Origin of the sequence: Exiguobacterium sp. SH1S1 (assembly GCF_004337245.1) — a bacterium.
GTDB classification, from domain to species: Bacteria; Bacillota; Bacilli; order Exiguobacteriales; family Exiguobacteriaceae; genus Exiguobacterium; species Exiguobacterium aurantiacum_A.
This window is the reverse complement of sequence record NZ_SJUZ01000006.1, coordinates 36,088-58,691: the sequence shown is the minus strand read 5'-3', so window position 1 is coordinate 58,691 and position 22,604 is coordinate 36,088. Positions and strand designations below refer to the sequence as shown.

Annotated in this window: 22 protein-coding genes and 1 pseudogene; 19 read left to right on the top strand and 4 right to left on the bottom strand. The window is 50.5% G+C overall.

Features of this window, described 5'->3' with window-relative positions; genetic code table 11:
• Positions 1–147: 147 nt before the first annotated feature.
• A complete protein-coding gene (locus tag EVJ23_RS11455; RefSeq protein WP_070327275.1) occupies positions 148–864 on the bottom strand; it encodes a DUF5694 domain-containing protein in 717 nt (238 codons plus the stop codon).
• 279 nt (positions 865–1,143) lie between these two features.
• Here EVJ23_RS11455 and EVJ23_RS11450 point away from each other — a divergent pair, with 279 nt between their 5' ends.
• The 3 genes from EVJ23_RS11450 to EVJ23_RS11440 are packed head-to-tail and all read left to right on the top strand — an operon-like array spanning position 1,144 to position 3,105.
• On the top strand, positions 1,144–1,626 hold the full coding sequence (locus tag EVJ23_RS11450) for an SRPBCC family protein (RefSeq protein WP_131465038.1): 483 nt from the start codon (positions 1,144–1,146) through the stop codon (positions 1,624–1,626).
• Positions 1,627–1,628: 2 nt separating this feature from the next.
• The gene (locus tag EVJ23_RS11445; protein WP_131465036.1) at positions 1,629–2,105 is read left to right on the top strand and encodes a GNAT family N-acetyltransferase; all 477 of its coding nucleotides are present in this window, start codon (positions 1,629–1,631) and stop codon (positions 2,103–2,105) included.
• 19 nt (positions 2,106–2,124) lie between these two features.
• Complete coding sequence (locus tag EVJ23_RS11440; RefSeq protein ID WP_131465033.1) at positions 2,125–3,105, top strand: Gfo/Idh/MocA family protein; 981 nt, start codon at positions 2,125–2,127, stop codon at positions 3,103–3,105.
• Between the two features lie 136 nt (positions 3,106–3,241).
• On the opposite strand, the gene EVJ23_RS11435 is transcribed toward EVJ23_RS11440, so the two are convergent.
• Both EVJ23_RS11435 and EVJ23_RS11430 read right to left on the bottom strand, forming a co-directional pair.
• On the bottom strand, positions 3,242–6,622 hold the full coding sequence (locus EVJ23_RS11435; RefSeq protein ID WP_236633765.1) for a dynamin family protein: 3,381 nt from the start codon (positions 6,620–6,622) through the stop codon (positions 3,242–3,244).
• A gap of 16 nt (positions 6,623–6,638) precedes the next feature.
• The gene (locus EVJ23_RS11430; protein WP_131465030.1) at positions 6,639–7,259 is read right to left on the bottom strand and encodes an NAD(P)-dependent oxidoreductase; all 621 of its coding nucleotides are present in this window, start codon (positions 7,257–7,259) and stop codon (positions 6,639–6,641) included.
• A gap of 187 nt (positions 7,260–7,446) precedes the next feature.
• Between EVJ23_RS11430 and EVJ23_RS11425 the strand changes: the two genes are divergently transcribed.
• The 4 genes from EVJ23_RS11425 to EVJ23_RS11410 all read left to right on the top strand — a co-directional run bounded on the left by EVJ23_RS11425 (position 7,447) and on the right by EVJ23_RS11410 (position 11,816).
• A complete protein-coding gene (locus EVJ23_RS11425) occupies positions 7,447–8,538 on the top strand; it encodes an FUSC family protein (RefSeq protein WP_071397493.1) in 1,092 nt (363 codons plus the stop codon).
• A gap of 117 nt (positions 8,539–8,655) precedes the next feature.
• Positions 8,656–9,081, top strand: a complete 426-nt coding sequence (locus tag EVJ23_RS11420) for a hypothetical protein (RefSeq protein WP_070327269.1) — start codon at positions 8,656–8,658, stop codon at positions 9,079–9,081.
• Between the two features lie 726 nt (positions 9,082–9,807).
• Positions 9,808–10,317 (top strand): PH domain-containing protein, encoded by a 510-nt coding sequence (locus EVJ23_RS11415; protein WP_131465028.1) that lies wholly within the window; start codon positions 9,808–9,810, stop codon positions 10,315–10,317.
• Entirely contained in the window at positions 10,314–11,816 is a 1,503-nt protein-coding gene (locus EVJ23_RS11410; RefSeq protein WP_131465026.1) for a PH domain-containing protein, read from the top strand. Before EVJ23_RS11415 ends, EVJ23_RS11410 begins: the two co-directional genes overlap by 4 nt.
• A 204-nt stretch (positions 11,817–12,020) precedes the next feature.
• On the opposite strand, the gene EVJ23_RS15385 is transcribed toward EVJ23_RS11410, so the two are convergent.
• Complete coding sequence (locus EVJ23_RS15385) at positions 12,021–12,143, bottom strand: hypothetical protein (RefSeq protein ID WP_255569860.1); 123 nt, start codon at positions 12,141–12,143, stop codon at positions 12,021–12,023.
• Positions 12,144–12,426: 283 nt separating this feature from the next.
• Between EVJ23_RS15385 and EVJ23_RS11405 the strand changes: the two genes are divergently transcribed.
• From EVJ23_RS11405 to EVJ23_RS11350, 12 genes and pseudogenes are all read left to right on the top strand, one after another.
• On the top strand, positions 12,427–13,689 hold the full coding sequence (locus EVJ23_RS11405) for an NCS2 family permease (protein WP_016508713.1): 1,263 nt from the start codon (positions 12,427–12,429) through the stop codon (positions 13,687–13,689).
• A 229-nt stretch (positions 13,690–13,918) separates the two neighbouring features.
• A complete protein-coding gene (locus EVJ23_RS11400) occupies positions 13,919–14,494 on the top strand; it encodes a TetR/AcrR family transcriptional regulator (RefSeq protein WP_131465024.1) in 576 nt (191 codons plus the stop codon).
• Positions 14,495–14,594: 100 nt separating this feature from the next.
• Positions 14,595–14,828, top strand: a pseudogene (locus EVJ23_RS11395) (alpha/beta fold hydrolase); the annotation flags it as partial.
• A gap of 33 nt (positions 14,829–14,861) precedes the next feature.
• Positions 14,862–15,875, top strand: a complete 1,014-nt coding sequence (locus EVJ23_RS11390) for an NADP-dependent oxidoreductase (protein WP_131465022.1) — start codon at positions 14,862–14,864, stop codon at positions 15,873–15,875.
• A 47-nt stretch (positions 15,876–15,922) separates the two neighbouring features.
• On the top strand, positions 15,923–16,708 hold the full coding sequence (locus tag EVJ23_RS11385; RefSeq protein WP_131465020.1) for an SDR family NAD(P)-dependent oxidoreductase: 786 nt from the start codon (positions 15,923–15,925) through the stop codon (positions 16,706–16,708).
• 126 nt (positions 16,709–16,834) lie between these two features.
• Positions 16,835–17,428 (top strand): Imm64 family immunity protein, encoded by a 594-nt coding sequence (locus EVJ23_RS11380; protein ID WP_161567029.1) that lies wholly within the window; start codon positions 16,835–16,837, stop codon positions 17,426–17,428.
• Positions 17,429–17,561: 133 nt separating this feature from the next.
• Positions 17,562–18,050: a DinB family protein gene (locus EVJ23_RS11375; protein WP_131465016.1), complete on the top strand. Its 489-nt coding sequence runs from the start codon at positions 17,562–17,564 to the stop codon at positions 18,048–18,050.
• Positions 18,047–18,538, top strand: a complete 492-nt coding sequence (locus tag EVJ23_RS11370) for a DUF3916 domain-containing protein (protein WP_131465014.1) — start codon at positions 18,047–18,049, stop codon at positions 18,536–18,538. Before EVJ23_RS11375 ends, EVJ23_RS11370 begins: the two co-directional genes overlap by 4 nt.
• Positions 18,539–18,796: 258 nt before the next feature.
• Positions 18,797–19,768: a DUF2268 domain-containing putative Zn-dependent protease gene (locus EVJ23_RS11365; protein WP_131440684.1), complete on the top strand. Its 972-nt coding sequence runs from the start codon at positions 18,797–18,799 to the stop codon at positions 19,766–19,768.
• 205 nt (positions 19,769–19,973) lie between these two features.
• A complete protein-coding gene (locus EVJ23_RS11360) occupies positions 19,974–20,483 on the top strand; it encodes a DUF58 domain-containing protein (RefSeq protein ID WP_236633764.1) in 510 nt (169 codons plus the stop codon).
• Between the two features lie 14 nt (positions 20,484–20,497).
• Positions 20,498–21,202, top strand: a complete 705-nt coding sequence (locus EVJ23_RS11355) for a hypothetical protein (RefSeq protein ID WP_131465012.1) — start codon at positions 20,498–20,500, stop codon at positions 21,200–21,202.
• Positions 21,190–22,572 (top strand): barstar family protein, encoded by a 1,383-nt coding sequence (locus EVJ23_RS11350; protein WP_084812887.1) that lies wholly within the window; start codon positions 21,190–21,192, stop codon positions 22,570–22,572. Before EVJ23_RS11355 ends, EVJ23_RS11350 begins: the two co-directional genes overlap by 13 nt.
• Positions 22,573–22,604: the final 32 nt, after the last annotated feature.

The window sequence follows — 22,604 nt, the reverse complement described above, 5'->3', positions numbered from 1 at the left end:
ATGTATTTCAAAAAAAGTGGATACGATGATAAGTCGCTTCACGCATAAACACAACCATCCGCTTGCCGTCGAAAGGCTTCAAGACATCCCAAAGGAGAGAAGCGGAGAGCTTGCCCAGGCCATTCACCGAGGAGAACGGTAGAAATCTTAGCCGAGGACTTGACTGAGCGTATGAACAGTATAGCGTTCGTTCGCTTCAAAAAGATGCCGCAACAGGTGGACGTGCGCCAATCCGTACAACATCACGATGCGGTCTCCTGTTTTAGCATCACGTGTCACGTGGTCATAGATTCGATGATTTCGGTAATTCCAATAGGATTCGACCCAGTGTGCACCAGTCGGACCAGTGGCAGCGATGTCCATATAAGCTTGATGCATGAAACGTGTAACCTCTTCTTGATTGATATAGGTATAGAAATCGTTGATTGAATGTTGATGGAAAACAGTCTCCACGTTTTGCATGAGTGCGCGTTGTGTTGCGATAATCGCCTGCATCTCGACCGGATGCGTGTCTATCACGTCACCGAGGCTGACACCGTCGACCGTCTCGTTCCAATCAACGGCTCGAACGAAAGGTAAGCCGCACGTCTTGGCGAGCCGGAATCCAATTTGTTCACGTTCATCTTCAGTTGCAGCGAGCGGATCTGCCACATACGCTTGATAACGTTGATTAAACGAATGCTGATCAGTTTTCGCGACTTCGAGACAGACGGTGGTCGGCTCGAACCGAGCTAGTACACGGATAAAGTCGTCGATCTCTTGTTGACGTTTTGCGCCAAGAATATCGGTCGTCCCCGGCATGATCACATCACCGTTGTTCGGCATGTTCAGATGCGTTGTTCCGACGATTAATAGTTCAATCATGTTAACATCTCACTCCCTATCAAACATAATGTATAGTTTCCTTTTACGGATTATTGAATAAAAGGTTTCACTGCAAAATTCACGAACAGGAGAGCCGATTGAATCGAGACGATCTATGTGTATTTCGTTCGGTAAACGGAGAACAATCCATTCATCAAGCGACATGGACGATGCTTATCCGAACCAGACTTTTTTTGAAAACTGTATGGACAATGCGCTAAAACCAATGCTTCAATGAGAAGAAGAATGGGCGTCTATACCGATGAAGGAGGATTTGATGTGAAACAACTTGAAGTAGCTACATACCACATGACAATTGACGCACCAATCGACCATGTTTTCTCCTGCCTCGCAGAAGATGAACATATCGTCAAATGGAACGACCATTTGATTGAAAACATTTATGAGGATGGGGACGCATCGCTCGTGACGGGGAAACGGTTCATCTCGGTCCAACAGTTCGAGAAGAAAGAGATTCGGGTCGAATCCGAATTGACGTATGTGAATCGCCCTTATGAGTGTGAAGTGCTAGCGATGACGAATCAGGGAATATCGACGTCTACTTATGTGCTGACCGAGACCCCGAATGGGACGGACGTAATAATTCGCCTCATACTCATCCCATCATCATGGCTGTACTCCTTGTACGTGAAAGGCTTTGCCTGGGCGATTCGGCTCATTTACGACGATCAGTTCAAACAATTTCGGATCTATACGGAAGCGAGCGCACCGAAGCAGCCTTCCGTTCAGGGGGCGGAGTGACAATGATTCGACCTATTATTCCGACGCTACGTGAGCCGGTGCGTGACGTCTTTATCGCTGAGTGGGGATCACCTCAAATGGTCATCTCGACCGGGACGTATGACTGCGCTACGCTCGACGGTTTCGTCGCGATGGAAGAAGCGACAATCATCGGGCTGATCACGTATGTCATTAGAGAAGAGGAACTTGAAATCATCTCGCTCGATAGCTTACGAGAAAACCGCGGCATCGGGTCGTCACTACTCGATGAAGTGGAGCGCTTGGCCCGGCTTCATCGAATCAAGCGTATGTCGCTCATCACGACGAACGATAACTTACGAGCGCTCGCTTTTTATCAAAAGCGGGGTTGGCGCCTCGCGGGCATCATCCCTGGTGCGGTTGATGCGGCCCGCCTACAAAAATCGTCGATTCCAATGATCGGCGAGCACGGCATCCCGCTCCATGACGAGATCATCCTACATAAAATTATCACCAACTAAAGAAACGAGGTACATCCTTATGATTCGATTCGGTATCATCGGCACGAACTTTATCACCCATTCATTTTTAGAAGCCGTCCACGAAGTCGAAGGTGCGACCGTTGCGGCCGTCTATTCACGGACAGCGGAGCGGGCGACCGAGTTCGCAAACGAGTATGGGATCGTCCATACGTTCACATCGCTTGACGATATGGCGACGAGCGACGTCATCGACGCAGTCTATATCGCAAGCCCGAACTCGCTCCATGCCGAGCAGAGTATCCTGTTCATGCGACATGGCAAACACGTCCTCTGCGAGAAACCGTTCGCCTCGAACGTCGACGAGGTCAAGCTGATGCTCGAGACGGCGCGCGAGCACGACGTCGTCCTCCTTGAGGCGCTCCGCAACATGTTCATGCCGAACTTCCAAATATTGCGTCAAACGCTGCATCGCGTCGGTCCCGTCCGACGTGCCATCTTGAACAAATCGCAATACTCGTCACGCTACGATTTGTATAAGCGCGGGGACAACCCGAACACGTTCAATCCAATGTTCTCGAACGGATCGCTCATGGACCTCGGCGTCTATTGCCTCGGTCCGGCCTTGAAACTGTTCGGTCGACCGGACGCCGTGCAAGCGAACGCCGTCAAACTCGAGTCGGGCGTCGACGGGAGTGGTTCGGCCATCTTGTCGTATGACGGCATGGACATCATCGTGCTTCATTCGAAGATTCACGGCACGGACGCACCGTCCGAAATCATCGGGGAAGCGGGGCGTATCGTCATCGACGATATCGCCTCACTCGACCGCTTGACGTTCGTCGGGCGCGACGGGACGACCGAGGAACTCGCCACGGAACAGACGACACACATGAAGTACGAGATTGAAGCGTTCGTGCTTATGATTCTAGCAGGCGAGAGGGAGAACGAGATCCACTCATTTGACGACATGCAGTTGCTTGCTGACGTCATGACCGATATCCGGCGCCGCATCGACGTCCGTTATCCGGCAGATGTATAAAAACAAGCCTCGAGCGCGCGCTCGAGGCTTGTTTTATGATTCTTTATTGAGATACAAATGGCGGATAAACAAACCTAGTGCGACCGTCATGATGACGGCCGGGATCAGGCCGACGAGCAGTAATGAACCCATGCGTTCAATCCTTTCTGAGCGCATCGAGGCGCTGTTTCATGTCATCGAACGACTGCCCGTCCGTCAGTACGCTCAGCTCACCGGCGACGAGGTCGTTCACTTCACGGTTCCAAGCAGTGCTGAGCGTCGTCTCGAGCAATTGTAAGTGCGAAGCGGTCCGTTCGGCTTGAGCGGCACCGACTGCTTCGAGCTGTTCCCGGACGGCGGCTTTTAAGCGCGCGCTCAAGTCGTCGCGCAGCTTCGTCCGACCGTCGGCTTCGAAGAATTGATTCGCGTTCTTATAGTGCTTCAACACGGGACGGAACGGGTCCGCTTCGAACGTGACCGGATCGACGGCGTCGCGGAGCCAGTCGATGTCGATGTCTTCTTCGTATGATAACGTCGGCAAGACGGGGCGCAGTTTGAGCGTCTCACGCTCGATCAACCGGTCTGTCTCTTGCTTCAAGAAGCGCTCGAGCCGATATTGGAACACTTGCAGCTCTTGGTGAATGTCATACGCATACTTGTCGAGCGTGCGTGTCAGGGCGCGCTCGAGACTCGCCTTCGAGCCGTCGACTTCGACCGGATGGAACGTCTCCTTGACGAAGTCCGAGAGCCGGAAGAGGGAGCGCGTCTCGAGGTGGGCGAGCAGTTCGTTCACTTCGCGCGTGAACGGGTCGACGAGCGTCGTGACGCTTAATCGGTTGTCGGACTCACGCAACTGTTCGAGTTGTGTGCGATGTGTTTCTTTAACAGTCGCATCGGCTTCGGCTTCGCGTAAGACGTCTTCGAACGCGGCGACGAGAGCGCTCGTCTCGTCTTTGATGCGGACGGCGTTCGCTTGGCGCAGGTCATGGTCGACGAACTGCTCGAGCTTGGCCGAGAAGCGGTCGAAACCATTGTCTCTGCCTTGGATGGCGTTCCGGCTTGAGATCGGCAGGACGGTCGGATTGCGGACGCCGAGCTTCGTCAACTGGTTCGACACGTAATCGGTCACGGCATCGCGTTCCGCGTCATCGGTCGCCAAATCGGACGCGTTGACGAGGAAGAACATGTCATGGCCGCCCGTCCCTTGGACCCGCCCGAGCTGGATGACGAGCTCGCGGTCGGCCTCGGTGAAGGCATGGTTGTAGTACGTCACGAACAGGACGGCGTCGGCGTCGCGCATATAGCCGAACTGTACCTCGCTGTGGCGGTTGAACTGGGAGTCGGCGCCCGGCGTGTCGACGAAGATGATACCGCGCTCGGCCCAAGGGGAGTCGACATATAGCTCGATCTCCTTGACGATGCAACTCTTCTCTTCCTCGGTGACGAACGAGCAGAACGTGTCGTAGTCGACCGACTGCTCACTGCCGAGATAGGACAGGGGAGCGTTCTTGACGGCGTTGACGAACGGGTGGTCGATGCTGAGCGCTTCAAGCGAAGCGCCGTAGCCGTTCAGTTCCGCCTCGAGCTCGTCGCGTGTCTTGAACGTGATCGAGGCGCTCTTATGGGCTAGACCGTTCGGGGGCACGATCTTTGTGATCGAGGCCGTCAACGGGTTCGGCGACGTCGGGAGCACCGTTTCGCCGAGCAACGCGTTCAGCGTCGACGACTTTCCGGACGAGAACGCACCAAAGATGGCGAGCGTGTAACGCTCGGACTCGGCCCGGGCCAACTTATGACGCAACGACTTCACGCGTGACTTGAATAACGGATGTTTCTCTAATATTTCACATACCGCATATTCATACGAAAAATCAAATGAAAAAGCAACCACATCATCGCCCAAAAGCGAGGTCGACGCAACTTCTTGTTGCTGGTGTTCGACTTGTTTTTTCGGTAACTGGCCGGCCTCTACGTAATGGCGGGTCTCGAGGTCGCCCAACCGGTCTTCCGAGATGTCACGTGTGGCGTAAGTAGAGAGCAGCGCTTGCTTTTCAGCAAGCCGGCGTTGAAGCGCCAGCGTATCGAGCATGTCATATAAGTCGTCTTGCTCGGCTTTGATTTGGTCGATCCGGTTTTTGCCTTCAGCCTCGAGATACGTCTCGACCGAGGTGACCCACGGGTCGGACACTTTCGTCACCCAAGCGGCGAGGGCAGACTCGATGTCACGACTGAACTGGAGGACCGTGTCGCCACTCAGTGACGCCCCGGACTTCACTTGCTCGCTGATGAGCGTCTTCGGTGCGGACGGCAATGTGTCGGGACGAGACAAGATCGCTTCTGGCAGTTTCAAGTCACGGACGATGTCCTCGGCGTATTTGATCAAGTGAGGCCGCAAGTTCGTATCAATCAATCGGTTGAACTCTTTGGCGGCGACATCTTCACGCCGCACACGTTCCTGGCGCGTCTTTTCTTTTGAGAAGAACAGGCCGACTTTGAACTCAGGTGCACAACTCTCCAGATAATCCCGCAACAGTTCACGGAACTCATAGTTCATGATCGGCGCACTTGCGACGATCGGGGACTGGTGTTTAAAGAACTCACGACGGAACGACTGCAGCCACGTCGATTTCTTCTCGAGTCGCTGGAGCCGGGATTGGATCTCCGCCGTCTGCTTCTCGACGACCGGAAGCTGTTCGAGCGCTGTCTCGATTGACCGCACAGACCGGTCGAGCAACGTGTCGACGAGGAGACTTGCTCGCGCCTCACTCTGCTCTCGGGCGGTCTCGATGACGGCTTGGACGTGGGTCCGGAGCCGTTCGACCTCGTTCTCTGGGTGATTGAGTTCACGGAGCGAGATATAGAACATATCGTCCGGATTGATGGTATGACGCATAAACGCCGTCTCGAGCGAGCGTTTGAACGCGTCAAACGGAAGTTCCGTCTCATCGTGCTTGTCGATCTGATTGATGATGATCGAGTAGGGGCGGGCTTCGGCGCTGAACTGTTTCATCAACTGGATGTTTTGCTCCGATTGGACGTGATTGTAGTCCATCATGAAGAACAAATGGTCGGCGAGGAAGAGCGACCGTTCCGTCGCTTGGCGGTGACGCTCATCGGTCGAGTCGATACCTGGTGTGTCCATCAAGACGACATCACTTCCGAACGGGAAGCGCGGTAGCGCGTATTCGACTTCTTTGATCTCTTCGATTTTGCAGTAGTCAACTAAATGTTCGAGCTCATCGGTCCCGAGTCGGATCCAGTCCGTGTCATTGACGGCGACCGAGGCACTTGCGTCACCGTTACGGAGCGTGACGATGTTCGCGCTCGTCGGGATCGGGCTCGTCGGTAATACCCCGTCGCCGAGCCAGTTGTTGAGCAGCGTCGATTTACCGGCCGAGAAGTGACCGCAGACGGCGATCCAGATCTCGTCACGCGTCACTTTCCGGAGTGCGGTCCGGGCGAGCCGGGCCGACTCGGTCTCGTCTTCTGTTTCAAATACGTCGGTCAATTGCGCCAGGCGCATGCGTTGTTCGTTCATAATCCCCATCCCCTAATCATGATTCCGTCGTGATCCCGACGCGGTGTCTGATGTACGTTCTGTCTTTCCAGGCGCGAAGCACGAGCTCGGCGACGTCATCCCGTGCGATTGGTCCTGAGTTCAACGTGCCTAACACGTCGGCCGTGATGACGATCTCACCGACAGATTCGCCTTCGATCAATTGCGTCGGACAGACGATCGTGTAGTCGAGGTCGGAGGCTTCGAACAGCTCATAGGCTCGGGCGTGGTCCTCGGCTGCGGTCGTCATCGACCGTTTCGACTCACGCGTCTCGAAGCGATAGTTGTCCGATTCGTGTGCCCGTAAAATGCCGGCTGTGCCGACGATCAAGATGCGTTTGAGTCCTGCCTGTTGCATCGCCGCGATGACGAGCGGGGTGAAGTGCGACAAGACGTTTTGTTTGTCGGTGCCGAGTGCTGACATGACGACGTCAGCACGTTGTATCGTTTCAATGACGGCTTCCTGGTCGGTGGCGTCGCCGATGATGACGTCAAGACCGTCCCTCGGTTGAAGCGGTCGTCTCGTTAATAGGCGGACGTGATGTCCGTCCTCCAGTAATCGTTCAAGCATCCGCATCCCCGTGCGGCCGCTTCCTCCAAATAAAGCAATGGTTGACAAGTAAACCCCTCCCCATCAAGATTAAAGAAAATATCCAACGCCATCATACCACGGAAGCGCTCTCGAATCGGGCAAAATGACCTGACTTCGACCGGTTCGAAGGGCAAATGTTTCACGCACGCCGAAGTCGGCTAAAAAAATTGCATGACGTGTACAAAGGGGGAAGACACTCCGGTGTCGAGAACGCATGAGATTTGGAGCTAGAACGATCAAAACCGGGATTTCTGTCGCCCTGGTGTTACTTATTGCCGAAGCGTTTCAATTTGAACAAATCGTCGTCCCGGCACTCGCGGCCTCACTCGCCTTACTGCCGTCGGTGTATCAGACGGGTGTCCGGCTTTTAGAGGAGATGAAAGGGAACTTGATCGGTGCCTTACTGGCCGTGTTCTCGTTGATGCTGACACCGAACCCGACACCGATCGCGATCGGCGTCGTCATCATCATCGCCATCTCGATCCTGCTCTTCTTGAACCTCGAGTCGACGACGCGGACCGTCATCTTGACGACGATCTTGATCATGGAAGGGGCGAGCCAGTCCGACTTGTCGATTTGGATGTTCGCCGGCGAACGTTACTTGCTCATCATGATGGGGATCACCGTCGCGCTGCTCGTCAACGCGTTATTGTTCCCGCCGCGCTATGAACGGAAGCTCGAAGATGAGATCACGACCGTCTTTCAAATGGCGGTCCGGATCGCTCGCTTGTTCTCCGAGACGGAAGGCGGCCGCTCGTCGTTCGAATCGCTCGACGAGACGAAAAAGAAACATCGCGGTTCGAAGACGACGTATGATTACTTCGAAGAAGAGATCAAAGCCAACCGCTGGCTCGAGAAGAAGACGCCGATCTACCGTCGGGCCGTCCTCAAGTCGAAGATGATCGACACGAACAGTGCCGCCATCCACGTGCTCGACAAGTTGTACGACGATTATTTGACGGTCGAACATCTGCCGCCACAACTCGAAGAAGAACTGTTGCGCCATATGCGGCACTTGCTGCGTCGGCATGAGCGTTTGTTCTCGGCGTATGAACTCGAGAACGAACACATCATCGACCGCGAGGAAGACTTGATCCACGAGAATTTCGACTTCGCCAAGCTGATGATCGAGAAGATGCGCGACGAAGAGGAAGAACTCATCTTGACCGTCGTCCCGCTCGTCGCGGCGATGACGAACTGGGTCAAGGCGATGAACGAACTCGAACGCTACCTCATCACCGAGATGAAGAAGCATAGCGACAACTTGAAAGTGGAACCGCGCAAGAAGTGGTTCTTTGAAGACTAAACGTTTCACGTACATGCCAAGCCGCTCATGCGACTTGGCTTTTTTGCCGGATAAAAAGGAATGTGGAAAGTGACTACCGAACGGAATAAAGGTAATCAGTTAAAAGGAGGAGACGGAGTGAAGAAACTGAAAGTTGAACTAGGAATGATTGGCCTCTTTTTAGTGATATGGGTGGGCTTTTCACTGACACTCCCGCCAAAGCTCGTTGCGAGTTCTGAAGATGAAAAGTTTAACGCAATTTATACCGTGTCACATTCTTTAAAGGAGACATGGGCGGGCGAATTGACGTGGGACGAATTGGACGGAGAGATTGTCGACTTGTCTTTTTATGAAAATGACACTCAACTGACTGGAGACTTTTTAAGTGAGCCAATTGACATGCGGCAAAATAGTTACTACGAATTTGTATTTTTAGGATCTGAACCGAATTCAGATAGTGACTATACGCTCCGTATTTTGTGGAAAGCAAGCGGTGAGAGTCATGAGGAGGTTCTGACATTTAAAGAAAAGAAGCGATTCTTCGTTTTGCCGACGCTTGATTGATGGTGCATTGTGCGATGTTTTATAGATATGATGAAACCTTGGATAGGATATTTTTATCGAGTGTCGTTCATCTAAAGGTTCATTTAGAATAAAGAAAAGCTCGCGTCATGATTAAGAGGACTACGTTGATGAATTCCTATATTTCGTTACATACTGCACTTCATCTAGATTTTTCACATTCCAAAGAACATGAAATCGATTTATTAATTAGCCAAGGAGCGATTGATTTTTATTATTGAATCTATGTACGAGAAAGACAACTCATTAAATCTCTAGCAGTGGACACATGTAGTGTTCAGTGACCTAGATGAGCTTCGCCTGGCAGATAAGAATGACGATAATTCTTACTAACAAAAATTCAGGACGCTTCTTTTTTAAATTCATTATATATGCGTATGCACTGGCGCTATTACGATACCGCTGCGCGCACCTATATAAGCGAACAACTCAAAAGTCTTTATCAGCATATAAACGGATGAATGTTATTTGTTCTCAATTAAATTAAGCTAAGCTGAGGAGCCTTATATGCATCCTACAAAATTTTGGGACACTCAAGATACATCGAACATTTCCAAGAAGACTTTTAGTTAGACTGCACGAATGAGTAAGGACCGTTCGGGCGCACTCGAACACCTTCCCCGTAGCGGAATGAAACTTTTTTCAAATAAACGACGTATACTAAAAGAGAGACGGACAACGCGTCCGAACGGATAGGGGGAAACACCAATGTCAGACATAGAAACAGTACCAACATCACTCAGCGGTAAACTACCGATCGAAGCACGGACCGTGTTCCGGTTGTCTAGCGCTATCTTTTACTTGATCGGGCTCGTCATCACCGGCGGTCTCGTCGTCGCCTCGCTCTATTTTGACTGGCCGACATGGCTTCAATATACGATGTATGGCTTGCTCGCCATCGATCTTATCTATAGCGTGATCGACATCGTCGTCTTCCAAAAGTGGAAGCAAGAACGCTTCACGTATGACGTAAAACCGCTCGAGATACGATTACATCATGGCATCATCACGACACACGACGTGTTGATTCCGATGACGAAAGTGCAATACGTCCACGCCCAACAAGGACCGCTGCTCCGGAAGTACGGCCTACAGACGATCACGATCGGCACTGCGGCTGGGTCACATGAGATCTATGCGATCGAGGAGTCGTTCGCGAAGACGCTCCGTGAACAGATCGCAGTCTATGCCCGCATCGAGGAGGAGGATGTCGTATGACGGAAGCGACGCTCACTTGGCATCGTCTACCGACTCGCGTTTTACTGTTACGTGTACTAGAGGTCATCAAGTCATTTATCATCCCGCTCGTACTGCTATTTGTGATCAATAACGATTGGAGCTCGACGTTCGGCATCATCTTGCGCGTCGGGATCTTGCTCTTCCTCTTGCTCGACGTGATCCAAAAGTTCTTCGGCTGGCGCAATTTCCGTTACGCCTTGGACGACAAGACGATGTATATCATCGACGGGAACTGGATCAAAAAAGAGAAGTCGCTCCCGCTCTATAAGATCCAGAGCGTTCATTCGAACAGCCCGTTTCTTTACCGTCTGCTCAGTGTCGTCGAGTTGACGTTCGACACGAACGCGAACAGTGATGACGCCTCGTTCAAACTGGCCGGCGTCTTCCCGAACGAGGCGAAGCGGCTCGAGGACATCCTCGACCAGGTCCGTCATCGGAAGACTGAAACGGACTTACCCGTGGAAGAGGAGACAGACACGACATCTGCACCGGTGGCGATTGAAAAACCGGCGAGCCGTTTGCTGTATGCCATCTCGACCCGCGAGATCATCATCGCCTCGCTGACGTCACTGTCGGTATTCGCCATCTTCCCGGTCGCCTCGACGGTCGTGTCCTCGATCGATGACTTCATCAACCTTGATGGAACGTTCAATCAAATAGAGGACTGGGTCGTACGGGCCTCATTCATCGCGCTCGGATTGTCCATCTTGACCATCCTTATCATGTCGTTAATCATCGGGACAGTCATCAACTTCTTGAAATATGGGAACTTCCAGCTCGAACGAAGAGGGGACCGGATCCGTGTCGAGAAAGGGCTCTTGAACCGCTCGGCGAAAGAGATCCCGTACGAGAAGATTCAAGCGATCCGCATCAAAGAGACGTTCATCCGGCGCTGGTTCAACATCGTCGGCGTCGAGCTCGTCGCTGCGGGCACGATGGACGAGTTGAAAGACGAGTCATCGACCATCCTCCCGTTCGTCAAACGGGACAAGGCGATGGCCGTGCTGAACGAGCACTTCAACCAGTTCACATGGGCCGACACGCTCCATCGTTTACCGACACGGTCGCTTTGGATCAAGCTGATGCGGATCAGTTGGTTCGGTCTCATCATCAGTGGTGTCGTCCTCTATTTCTTCCGCGATTACGCCTGGTGGCTCGTCCTGTTGTGGGCCATCATCATTGGCGGCCGCCTGTTGAGCTATATGACGACGCGCTACGCTCGGAACGGTCGCTTCGTCGAGCTCCGGACCGGTGCGTTCAACGTCCACTCATTTTTGACAGACAAGCCGCGGATTGAACAGGTCCAAGTGACACAGACGCCGCTTCAGCGTCGTTTCGATGTATGCAACGTCCTGTTCTCGACTCGTGGTGTCTTATCGAATGAAATGATCGAGGATATCCCGAAACAAGAGGCGGATGCCATGTTGAAATGGTTCTCCCGCTACACGGTAGAAGAAGATATGAAAACACCGGGTTAAATCACTCGGTGTTCGTCACGTCAAATTCATCGTTTTCGTGTTTCTAATACTGAAAACCGGGAACAGATATGGTATGATGCAAGTAGAAAGAGACCGGTGCTCGATACACCGGCCTCTGGCTCACAGGCTACCACTTCAAGAGTGGCCCAGCCGCCACAATGGTTAGTGAATCAGAAAGTGACCCATCTCATTGCGCCGAGGGGGTCATTTTTTTGTGCGTTCAGACGTTGCACGATCGGATGTTTGGTGGATTACCAAGTGAACGATAATCGGAGCGAGGATCGGAATGATGACGTAGTCACCGACCCAGGTCCATAGTTGTTCCATCCGCACCACCGCCTTCCTCCATTGCGGAATTGGCGGCTGACCCCACTATTGCTGCGTTAACCTGCCTCTTCATTATAGCAGATTCCCGCTAAAATAGATGCTAAAAATAGGAACGTTTGTTCTTATTTAATAAAATGAACCTTTAGATGGAGTCGTCTCAACATTGGGTCCAAAGATGGAATTGAACTATGATAGTGTTGCATGTCTGAAGTCAGACAGGATATAATAAGTCTCGTGTGTAACCACATGGGTGGGTGAGGGTGCCAACAAAGGATTGATTCCTATGGCAAAACAAACAGAATGGAAAACAGAAACATACGGGGGCGTGCTGAACTTTCTGGCGACAGCATACATCCCGGCCGTACATGCGGCAATCTTGACACAAGCCGGACTCCCGTTCGAGGGAGCGCTCGTCGGAGCGATTTTGACAAGCATCATCGGGACGTTCATCGCGGGACTGTTCAACTTACCGTTGTTGCTCCTACCTGGTATGGGCATCAACGCGTTGTTCACGTACACGCTCGTCTTGCAGATGGGACTGAGCTGGCAGAGTGCGCTCGCCGTCTCGCTCGTCTCGGGGGCGCTTGTCGTCCTCATGACGGTGACGAAAGTGGCGAGGAAACTCGCGAACGCGTTCCCGCCGATCATTCATGACGGACTGACGGTCGGACTCGGCCTGTTCCTCATCTTGATCGGGCTCGAAGCGGCAGGGATCGTCTCGGGCGGTGGTGGGGCACTGCTCCACATCGGAGACCTCGGGGAGCGACCGGTGCAGGTCGCGTTCCTGACGCTATTCGTTGCGATTCTTTTGTTCTTGAAGATGGGACCGAGCAGCTTCCTCTGGACGATCGCGTTCGGTGTCGGTTTGAGCGCTGTCACGGGAACGCTCGACTGGACAGGTGAGTTCGCGCTCACACCGTTCTTCGAGTCGTTCGGGACCGTGTTCGGCAATGTGTCGTTCGCGCAATCGACATCACCGATCTTCCTGATCGCGGTCGGCGTGTTGACGCTCGTCTTGTTGATCGAGAACATCAGCCTGATCCAGAATCAGACGCGGGCGATCGGCAAGGACGATCAAGCCCCGAAAGGTTTGATCGCCCAAGGGTTGTCGACGATGGCCGGGGCCATGTTTGGCTCGAGCCCGACCGTCTCGACGGTCGAGGTCGCGGCCGGCATCTCGGTCGGCGCACGCGGCGGCATCTCGTCGTTCGTGACGTCAGGTCTTTACGTCGTCTCGCTCTTGTTGTTGCCGCTGTTCGCGATCATTCCGGTGACGGCGATCGCGCCGGTCTTGATCATCATCGGCATGATGATGTTCCAGAACGTGAAACATCTTCCGCTCGACAATTGGGAGCAGGCCTTCCCGGCGATCCTCGTCATTATCATGATCCCGTTCACGTATTCCATCGTCGATGGCATCGGGCTCGGCTTCATCGCCTACACGATGATCGTCTTGTTCAAGAAGGGCTATCGCTCGCTCAGTCCGGTCGTCGGTGTCTTGACCGTATTGTTCTTGGTTTTCTTTTCTTTACCAGTCTGGCTGTAAACATGCTGAACGGGACCGTTCAGCATGTGCTCTCCAATCGACAGAGGAAACTTATTCCTAACGATTGAGGAGATAATCGCGAGAAGAGGAGCGTCGTCCCGGGAGGATGATGCTCCTCTTCTTTCGTGTAATCAACTTTATTCTTTACTAATCGTTCTAGAAAGGATATAGTGAGGGTGTAGTTAGAACGTTCATTCTAAAACTATGTGGTGACCGAAGGAGGATCGAGATGGCTAGAAGTAAAGAGTTTGACGAAACGATTGTATTAAAGAAAGCGATGGAATTGTTTTGGGAACAAGGGTATGAGAAAACATCGATGCAAGACTTGGTCGACCACATGGGCATTCATCGACGAAGCATTTACGACACGTTCGGTGACAAACGCTCGTTGTTCTTAGCATCGCTCGGCGAGTATGAAAAATTCATCACGCATGAGATGGAGACGATTATTCGTCAACATGAATCCGTCAAGTCGGCCATCGGGGATATATTTCGATTCATTCTGAGGTCTTCTGAAACCTATCCAAAAGGGTGCCTATCCGTCAATGCAGCCGTCGAATTGTCGCTCTTGGACCAAGAGGTCGACCGGATGGCGACGACGATGTTCCATCGGACCGAGGACATGTTCCAACAGTTGATTCAACAAGGGAAAATCAGTGGCGAGCTGTCAACCGACATCGATTCGGAACAGATGGCGCGTTTCCTGCACAACAACTTGATCGGTCTTCGTGTCTTGATCAAAACGAACTACACGCAAAAAGAATTAGAAAGCATCATCGCGCTGACACTCAGCGTATTGGACTGACTTTCTTTTTTTACCTGTTTTAGAACGTTCATTCTAAAAAACAGCAACAGGTTTCTATCATACTTAGGGTGCACAATTACAAGCCGTTGCGAAATGGGCGCAACAAAAGCCGGACGAAGACTATGAATGGCTACATGCGATCGAACAACCGGTCCTTGTGACGAATGGGATTAAAGATGTCATGGTGCCGACTGAGAACAGTTACATTTTGGCCGAAAAAATACCGAACGCACAATTGATCGTCTATCCGGATTCTGGACACGGTCATCTGTTCCAGTTCCCCGAACGATTTGCCGCACACGTCAACCTATTCCTCGATTCAGATGCGATTTGATCATCTGTCGAGACAAACAAAGGAGAGTCAATCATGAACAAAATGATGAAAGCAGCTCAAATCAGTCGATATTCGAAAGTAATCGAAGCGCAAGTGAACGAGGTACGTGTTCCGGACATCGGGGACAATGATGTGTTGATCAAGGTAAAGGCCGCCGCCATCAATCCACTCGAGATGTTGATCATGACCGGTAGCGTAAAACTGATTCAAGATTATGCTTTCCCGCTGACAATCGGGAACGAACTGGCGGGTGTCGTCGAACAGGTCGGGAAACATGTGACCGGTTATTCCTTTGGAGATGACGTCTACACGCGTCTGCCGATCGAAAAAATCGGGGCCATCGCTGAATATGTAGCAGTCGATGCATCTGCCATCGCAAGGATGCCAAAAAACTTATCTTACGAAGAGGCAGCAGCTGTCGCTTTAACGGGACTCACAGCCTACCAAGGTTTACATGAAGAATTAAACGTCCAGTCCGGACAATCTGTGTTCATTCCGGGGGGATCGGGTAGTTTCGGTCAAATGGCCGTTCCGCTCGCGAAGTCGTTAGGTCTGACAGTGATCGTCAGTGGGAATGCGGAGTCACGCGAACGGACGCTGAAGCTTGGTGCCGATCAATATTTGGATTACACGACGCAAAACTATGAGGATGTCCTGAAAAACGTGGATTATGTCATCGATACGTTAGGGCCGACCGAATTCAAGAAAGAGCTGAGCATCCTCAAACGAGGCGGACGACTCCTGTCTTTACGGACAGGTCCGAATAAACGGTTCGCCAAAGATCGACAGCTCCCGTTCTGGAAACAAACGTTATTTTCGATGGCGGGTGCGAAATATGACCGGGTGGCAAAAAAACATGACGTCGAATACCGCTTCATCTTCGTACGTGCGAATGGGGCACAACTCAAAGAAATCACGAGCGTCGTGGAGACGAACCAAGTCGTTCCTGCCCTTCATCCGAAACGATTTACGATTGATGAAGTGAACGAAGCACTACAGTTAGTTGCGACGGGTCGGCCGAAAGGAAAGGTCATCATTACGTTCTGAAGTATGTGAGACTAGTGCTTGTAGCAGAAAAAGAGGGAGAGACTGCCATGAAAAAAACGGTTCTCATCACAGGCGTGTCAGGTGGGATCGGCAAAGAATTGGCCGATCGCTTTGCCCGGGATGGACATGAGATGGTACTCGTGTCACGGAATGAAGCGAAACTGTTAGAAATCGCTAAAGATTATCGGATCAATCATGGTGTTGGCGTCACCGTCATCGCCAAAGACATCGCGTCACCGGGAGTGCCAGAAGCGATTTACAAGGAGCTCCAGGAGAAGGGGGTCCACGTGGACTACTTGGTCAACAATGCCGGGTTCGGTCTGTACGGGACGTTCTTAGAGACAGATATGAACCAAGAGGTGAATATGATTGACGTCAATATCAAGGCGTTGACGGTGATGACCAAATTGTTTTTACCCGGTATGGTTGAACGGAATCAAGGGGGCATCATGAATGTGTCTTCCATGGTCGGTTTTTTCCCGGGACCGTTGATGTCGGTGTACCACGCGACGAAGTCATACGTGTTGTCGTTCTCAGAAGCGCTCGAAAATGAAGTGAGCGGGACGAACGTGACGGTGACCGCTTTATGTCCAGGGTTAACATCGACTGGTTTCGTCGACCGCTCCGGGATGCAGGCGTCAAAACTGATTCAAACGGGCACGATCATGGAAGCAGGACGGGTCGCGGATATCGGGTATCGTGGCTTTATGAACGGAAAGACCTTGATCATCCCAGGGAGACGGAATCGGCTCGTTGCCTTCCTGCCCCGACTGCTGTCGCGTAAGCGAATCACTCGCATGATACGAACGATGCAGGATGGATCGAAGCAGTGAAGAAAACAAATGAATAGGACGTCATTAGCATAAACATCTGAGGCTCAAACATAGCGCGGTACCGTTCCTAACGGTACCGTTCCTAACGGTGCCGTTTTTTGTATGATTGAAAAAGGAGGTGTTCGAATGGATCAAGCAGGCGGATTCATTTCCATCGGGATGGCTTATCCGAGCCATTATCCGTTACCTAAACTTGCTCAAAATGTATGTGAGGAACTGTTAAGTAGCGGTGGAGAAATCATAAACGTGACATTCAGTCAGGATGAAGCGGGGAACGATTGGACGACAACGACAGATACCGACTTTGCTCGGATCGGGCATTACGGATCTATCCATTTACGAAGCAACTATTTTAGAGGCGTGGATATGGTGATGACCGTGTCCCTTCAAGTGATGGACACTTATGTCGGGATTCTCATCGATTTGAACTGGGGGGATGTCGTTTCACATCCTGCATCGAGATCCGCGTTCACACAGCAAATCGAACGACTGCTCGTCGACGTGTATCGTCATGTGCCATTCTCCTACGCGATTGCTGGGCACGAACTTGAACTGGATTGGGCCCCTGGGGTATTTCCGACGTCAGCGGACTGGCTAAATGCGTTTTCCCTTTCTATTGTCCCGACGCCAGAAGGCTTAACGGTCACTTACGGTTCGATTTCAATCGACGGGATAACTCCACAATTCAAAAAGAAAGTGTCCATCTCGCTAGATGTATAAGTCATCATTGTGAGAATCAATCGCTTCCGTCAAGCGTTGCTTGATTGACCAAGGATAGAAAAATATGACCGGAACAGAAGTAATCGAACATGATACAATTTCCTTACCTTATGAATTGAGGAGGGACAGATTCATGACTAATCGTTCAAACGTCATCGACGAATTTGCATCCTATACAGATTGGCTAAACACGCTAGAGAGATTGGATGAATCGATGTGGGAAAAGCCAATTGCGACCGACAAATGGTCAATCAAAGCAGTCGTCCTTCACATCGCCCATTGGGACAACCATCTGTTGAACGTCATCATCCCAGCCGTGAAGAACGGAGAAGGGATGATCTTCCCTGAGTTCGACTCGTTTAACGCGCGGGCGACCCAAAAAGCGAAACGTCTCTCGGGAGAAAACGTTCTCCAATTAGCCAAAACGAGTCGGAGTTCACTCATAGAAGTACTGCGGTCATTGCGTCAAGAGACGCTGACTTCGCACACGACGGCGAACGGGGTGACCCATTGCCCGCATCAGGGTGTTCCGTATACGCTTACTTATATCGTCACCGAGTTCATCGGACATGACCGGCATCACCAGCAGCAAGTCGACGCCATATTGGGAAGAACATCTTGAAGAGACGGGCGAAAGTACGCGGTGTCAGACGAAGACTGAAACGGTTGCGCATGTATGTCGACGAACAGACCCATTCGTTCCCGACGACGTTTCACGACGGGTATTGGCACAACAAAATCCCAATCGATCAACCGTTCTTACTATCGGTACAGGAGAACAGCCGGATTCAATATGCGGTCATCGAGGCGATGATGGAGGGGGCCTCCCGTCTCGTGCGTCTCCGAGAAGAGGAGCGGAACCGGGTCGTCGTCTTGTTGGACCTTCCGACGCTTTGGCAGTCCGAACTCCTCGTGTTTGAAAATGATGCACGATTGAAGGTGTTTATGAAACGTGACTCACCGGATCAGACATGGACGCCCTTGCCCTTAGATGATGTGTTTCAACAAAAGCTCGTAGCCTCAGCGGATGTCGAGGTGCATCGGTTCCACGAGCGGATTCAAGATGAGGATGATATTTATACAGGAGAAGTCTGGTTGCTCGTTCAATGAACGGGCAATTTTTTTGTATGACGAATAATAGGAAGTTAAGCACAACGTCTCAACGTAAACCCAAAAAACAACAGTGATATTTACAAGTTGATTAAAATGTCGAAAGGTAATTTGATAGAAAATATGGTACAATTTAACATGTAAAAGGAAGGTGACTCATAATCTTTACTACACAGTCTTTCGAAGAGAAAAAACATCATCATGATAAAAGCTCACGATAAATGCTTGATGGTTTAAAAAGAGACGGAGGTCGTTCAGTTGAAAAGATTCACACTTCTTCTACTTTGTATTCCTTTGATTCTGTTATCGGCATGCATTGGTGACAAAGAAAATGTCGAAGCTATAAAAGAGAACGTTAACGTGCAGCCTAAGACTATAAAAATAAGCGACGATAGTGAATTAAAAATCGTGCCACTTTACACACAGTATCAAAAGTATTTGGAGGCATCTCTAGAGACGAATGATTCAGAACAGAAAAAGAAATTTTTTAGAGAATTTGTTCTCGATTACATAGGGAAGATTGGAGAAGAGGAGAAGTTCGGAACAGCGGATTTGAAAGGCAACTTTTTGATGAAATCGACATCCTATGAGCAACAACTCCTAAATCGAATCGATGTGCTGATGAGCAAACATGGTGAGATTGAAGAAACGATTATAAAAACTTACATCGCTTCCCATCAGGCACTTCCTAAAAAGAAAAGTACGATTTTTCTCGTACCAATCAATTCAGAATTTGCATTTATCGGTGAGTCACTGGGTGGGATTAGTGGAAATGCATATAAAGATACTTTTGTCTTTTATCTGAATGAAGACTTCGATAAAGATATCCTTGCTTATGCGACTGCACATGAATATCATCACTTGATTCTTCGCGACACACCAAACTTTATGGTTAGTTCGGTTTTAAATTCTGTCATATTAGAAGGGAAAGCAGATGCTTTTGCAGATCGAATTGTCAAAGGCGTCTCACCTCCTTGGCATGAACCAATGGATGAGAAGACGAAGGAGCATGTAGCCAACCTTGTTAATGATTATGAAACAACATTTAACGATTTTGTTATCGGTAATGAGCAAAAGAATCTTCCTCGCTGGAGTAACTATATTTTAGGAAAAGATATTCTCAACCATTACTTAGAATCAAATCCAAAGCTTTCGATTCAAGATTGGACATTCAAAGAAGATCATGAAATCTTAGAGGGCTACAAATATCAAGAGATTCTTCAGCAATGACGAAACAAGTCACATGATTTTCCAGTATCGCAGTCGTGATACCCGGTCCCCAATCAGTTCGCTCTATTGATTGGGGGCTTTTGTTTAAAGGAAGGATTACTGAGCTGTGATTATGAAGGGTGATGTTTGACGAAAATCAGCGCGTGCATTCCCTACAACTTCGTGACGAAGCGACCTATCTACTTCCGATTCACGCCTGGTAAGGATGGGGGATCGACTCGTCAAACATTCACCGCTCCACGACCCGTTGATGATCCAAAGCTCAAAACAATATGAGCAAGAGCCGGTGAAACAAATTGACTGGGTCGCTACAGCCAAGACAGGGAAGCTACAGGCGAAAGTATATGAGCGCCAAAACCTCGATACGTTCACATTGATGTTTGACTTGAGCGGTCCGCTCGGGAATGGTCTCCACGCCCGTTACGAAGAGTTGACTCAACAGGCCGCTTATCTGGTATCCTATTTGGTGAAGGAAGAGTGTAAAGTCGAGCTGTTCATCAATCGCCTAGATGCTGATAATAAAGTCGATCACCTTCGGATGAGTGACGGTCGTAAGCAGTTGCGCCTCGCACTCGTGCGCCTGGCGTGGATTCACGAGTCGAATCGATTCGTCGCCTCAAAACGGTTTGGCCGAATCATCGAGCGCCAAAAACATCCACATGCGGAACTGATTCGGATTGATGCGTCATTCCTAAAACAAATGTCTGTCGGTTGAAAGGAGAAAGAAACATGTTCCGCCTGATCACAACATTCGCTTTAGCCGGGGTCTTCACGCTCGGTGCTACGTCGGCAGCTGCGGCGCCGACAGAACGATCCGCGGAGCGTTTCGCTGAAGAACATTTCGAGTCAATCGTCCTCGACCATATCGAAGGAGACGACCCGAGTAACTATCACTTGACGGAAAGTCGCACCGTCTCGTTCGGTCCGCTCCATGAAGTATTGATTGCCGCGCAATCCTGTTATTCGTTGGACGAAATGTGTACGTTCGTCTCGAGCAAGGAGTACGTATCAGCTGTCCTACAAGATGGGGAGCCGAGAAACGTCATCGGTACGTGGGAGCAAGAACCGGGCATTTTCGCCTTCTCCACGTTCGGGTATGGCGACGAGTTGGCCATTGCCTTAGCTGATGTGTCCGGCTCACTCGTCCATTCTGCTCAAGAGAATGCCTGGTTTGACTTAAACGGGGAGACGTTGACCGCCATGACGACCGATGCGAAACGGTTCATCAGCGGAGACACGATCACGCTCGAAATGTATCAGAAACTCTTGGTCGAAACACATTCAAACGATCAAGGTTCTGTGGAGGATGCCCTTACTGTTGGTTCAGGTGACGTTCAGACGATAGAGCCGAAATCTTTTCGGATGATTGGACTCGCGTTGTTGACGGGACTCCCGCTCGGTTATCTTTTTTACCGGAGGCGATGGAAAAGATGAATGTGAAACGTCCGTGGTTACGTGAAGTTGACGCGACCACGGCTTTATTTGTGCGTCGACACGCAGTGGACACGGATAAATTTGAACAAAAGACGGAAAGATTATCACGTTCGAACGATGGGACGTTATGGAAAATCGACCGTTATGAATTCGACCAAGTCTATGATCAAAGGCTTGATGAGGTGTATCGCTCGATTCGTCGACAAGATGCTGACATCTTTTCATTTCATTCGGATGACATACAGATCGATAAGGGTTTTACCGATGTAACGATACTACGTTACCTCATCTTGCATCCGTTCACGCGAGACGTCTATGTCGATGCCGCATCATCTGGGGTCGTTGAGACGGTGTATGTCTGGATGCATCCGATTGAGGTGTGTAAACAGAGAGACCGAATCACTCGTGTGACGCTAGACGTCTCGGACATCGCGACGGAAACCGAGTTGCATAATTTGTTAAAAGAACGGTTCCATTTCCCTTCGCATTATGGGATGAACTGGAACGCATTTTGGGACGCTATCACCGATGAAAACGGGTTACCGGACATCGTGGAGCTATACGGATGGACGGAGTTAGAGCGACGTTTGCCTGAGGAGGCATACATGCTCGCGACTTATTTTACGGATTATGCGAACGAGCCGGACTTGAAACTTTGTCGAATCCTCTATCATCAGAAAGAGATGCTGATTTTACCGAGCCATGCATTCAAAGAGGGAGAAGCAAATCGCCTAATTTACCGACATCTCGCCGACGCAGAGTTCACGTTACGCGTGGAGCGGAAAACAAAGGTACTGTTGCCGAAGAGACATCGTTTCTCGTTTGAACGCTTAGAAGAGGAGTCTGTCACATCCGCGACCATTCGCAATCGCGAGGAAATCGCCCCATGGCTGATACTTTCCTGTGACGACCAGCGTGAAGACGTCGTCACGTTCTCAAATGAAACGGATTGGTTGGTAAGCTATTACCGTGAGGGTCTGACACTCCAAGGGACGAATATTGAATCCGTTAAATCGATCGATACAGCGGATTACGAGACGTTTTTTCGTCACGTGACACGTGGTGCGTACCCGATTGAATTGACGTTCTGTTTCGGTGGTACAATTGCTCTAAGCGAGACGGTCTATCGATTGACGCTACATGACGCAGAGTGGGAGAAGTTGATTGAAGACAGGTTGTTACCTCAACTAGAGATTCCGAAAGCAAAAGGGTTTTGGAAGTCGTTTTCCTCAACTACACCTGTACAGACATTCGAGATATTCATCGGAGAATTTCATCCTAACCTCTTTGGAAACTTCGTACTGGCTCATGATGCGGACGATGTGTATTATTTTCTCGATCATGTGAACGGTTCGATTAAGCGGTTTTGAAATCATATTTCATGCATATAGACCCTTGAAAA

Coding starts and splice junctions, on each gene's coding strand:
- EVJ23_RS11390 (WP_131465022.1), top strand. CDS start 14,862: ATGAACAAAATGATGAAAGCAGCTCAAATCAGTCGATATTCGAAAGTA.
- EVJ23_RS11355 (WP_131465012.1), top strand. CDS start 20,498: ATGTTCCGCCTGATCACAACATTCGCTTTAGCCGGGGTCTTCACGCTC.
- EVJ23_RS11405 (WP_016508713.1), top strand. CDS start 12,427: ATGGCAAAACAAACAGAATGGAAAACAGAAACATACGGGGGCGTGCTG.
- EVJ23_RS11385 (WP_131465020.1), top strand. CDS start 15,923: ATGAAAAAAACGGTTCTCATCACAGGCGTGTCAGGTGGGATCGGCAAA.
- EVJ23_RS11415 (WP_131465028.1), top strand. CDS start 9,808: ATGTCAGACATAGAAACAGTACCAACATCACTCAGCGGTAAACTACCG.
- EVJ23_RS11425 (WP_071397493.1), top strand. CDS start 7,447: ATGAGATTTGGAGCTAGAACGATCAAAACCGGGATTTCTGTCGCCCTG.
- EVJ23_RS11375 (WP_131465016.1), top strand. CDS start 17,562: ATGACTAATCGTTCAAACGTCATCGACGAATTTGCATCCTATACAGAT.
- EVJ23_RS11380 (WP_161567029.1), top strand. CDS start 16,835: ATGGATCAAGCAGGCGGATTCATTTCCATCGGGATGGCTTATCCGAGC.
- EVJ23_RS11410 (WP_131465026.1), top strand. CDS start 10,314: ATGACGGAAGCGACGCTCACTTGGCATCGTCTACCGACTCGCGTTTTA.
- EVJ23_RS11445 (WP_131465036.1), top strand. CDS start 1,629: ATGATTCGACCTATTATTCCGACGCTACGTGAGCCGGTGCGTGACGTC.
- EVJ23_RS11360 (WP_236633764.1), top strand. CDS start 19,974: ATGGGGGATCGACTCGTCAAACATTCACCGCTCCACGACCCGTTGATG.
- EVJ23_RS11440 (WP_131465033.1), top strand. CDS start 2,125: ATGATTCGATTCGGTATCATCGGCACGAACTTTATCACCCATTCATTT.
- EVJ23_RS15385 (WP_255569860.1), bottom strand. CDS start 12,143: ATGGAACAACTATGGACCTGGGTCGGTGACTACGTCATCATTCCGATC.
- EVJ23_RS11455 (WP_070327275.1), bottom strand. CDS start 864: ATGATTGAACTATTAATCGTCGGAACAACGCATCTGAACATGCCGAAC.
- EVJ23_RS11435 (WP_236633765.1), bottom strand. CDS start 6,622: ATGAACGAACAACGCATGCGCCTGGCGCAATTGACCGACGTATTTGAA.
- EVJ23_RS11350 (WP_084812887.1), top strand. CDS start 21,190: ATGGAAAAGATGAATGTGAAACGTCCGTGGTTACGTGAAGTTGACGCG.
- EVJ23_RS11400 (WP_131465024.1), top strand. CDS start 13,919: ATGGCTAGAAGTAAAGAGTTTGACGAAACGATTGTATTAAAGAAAGCG.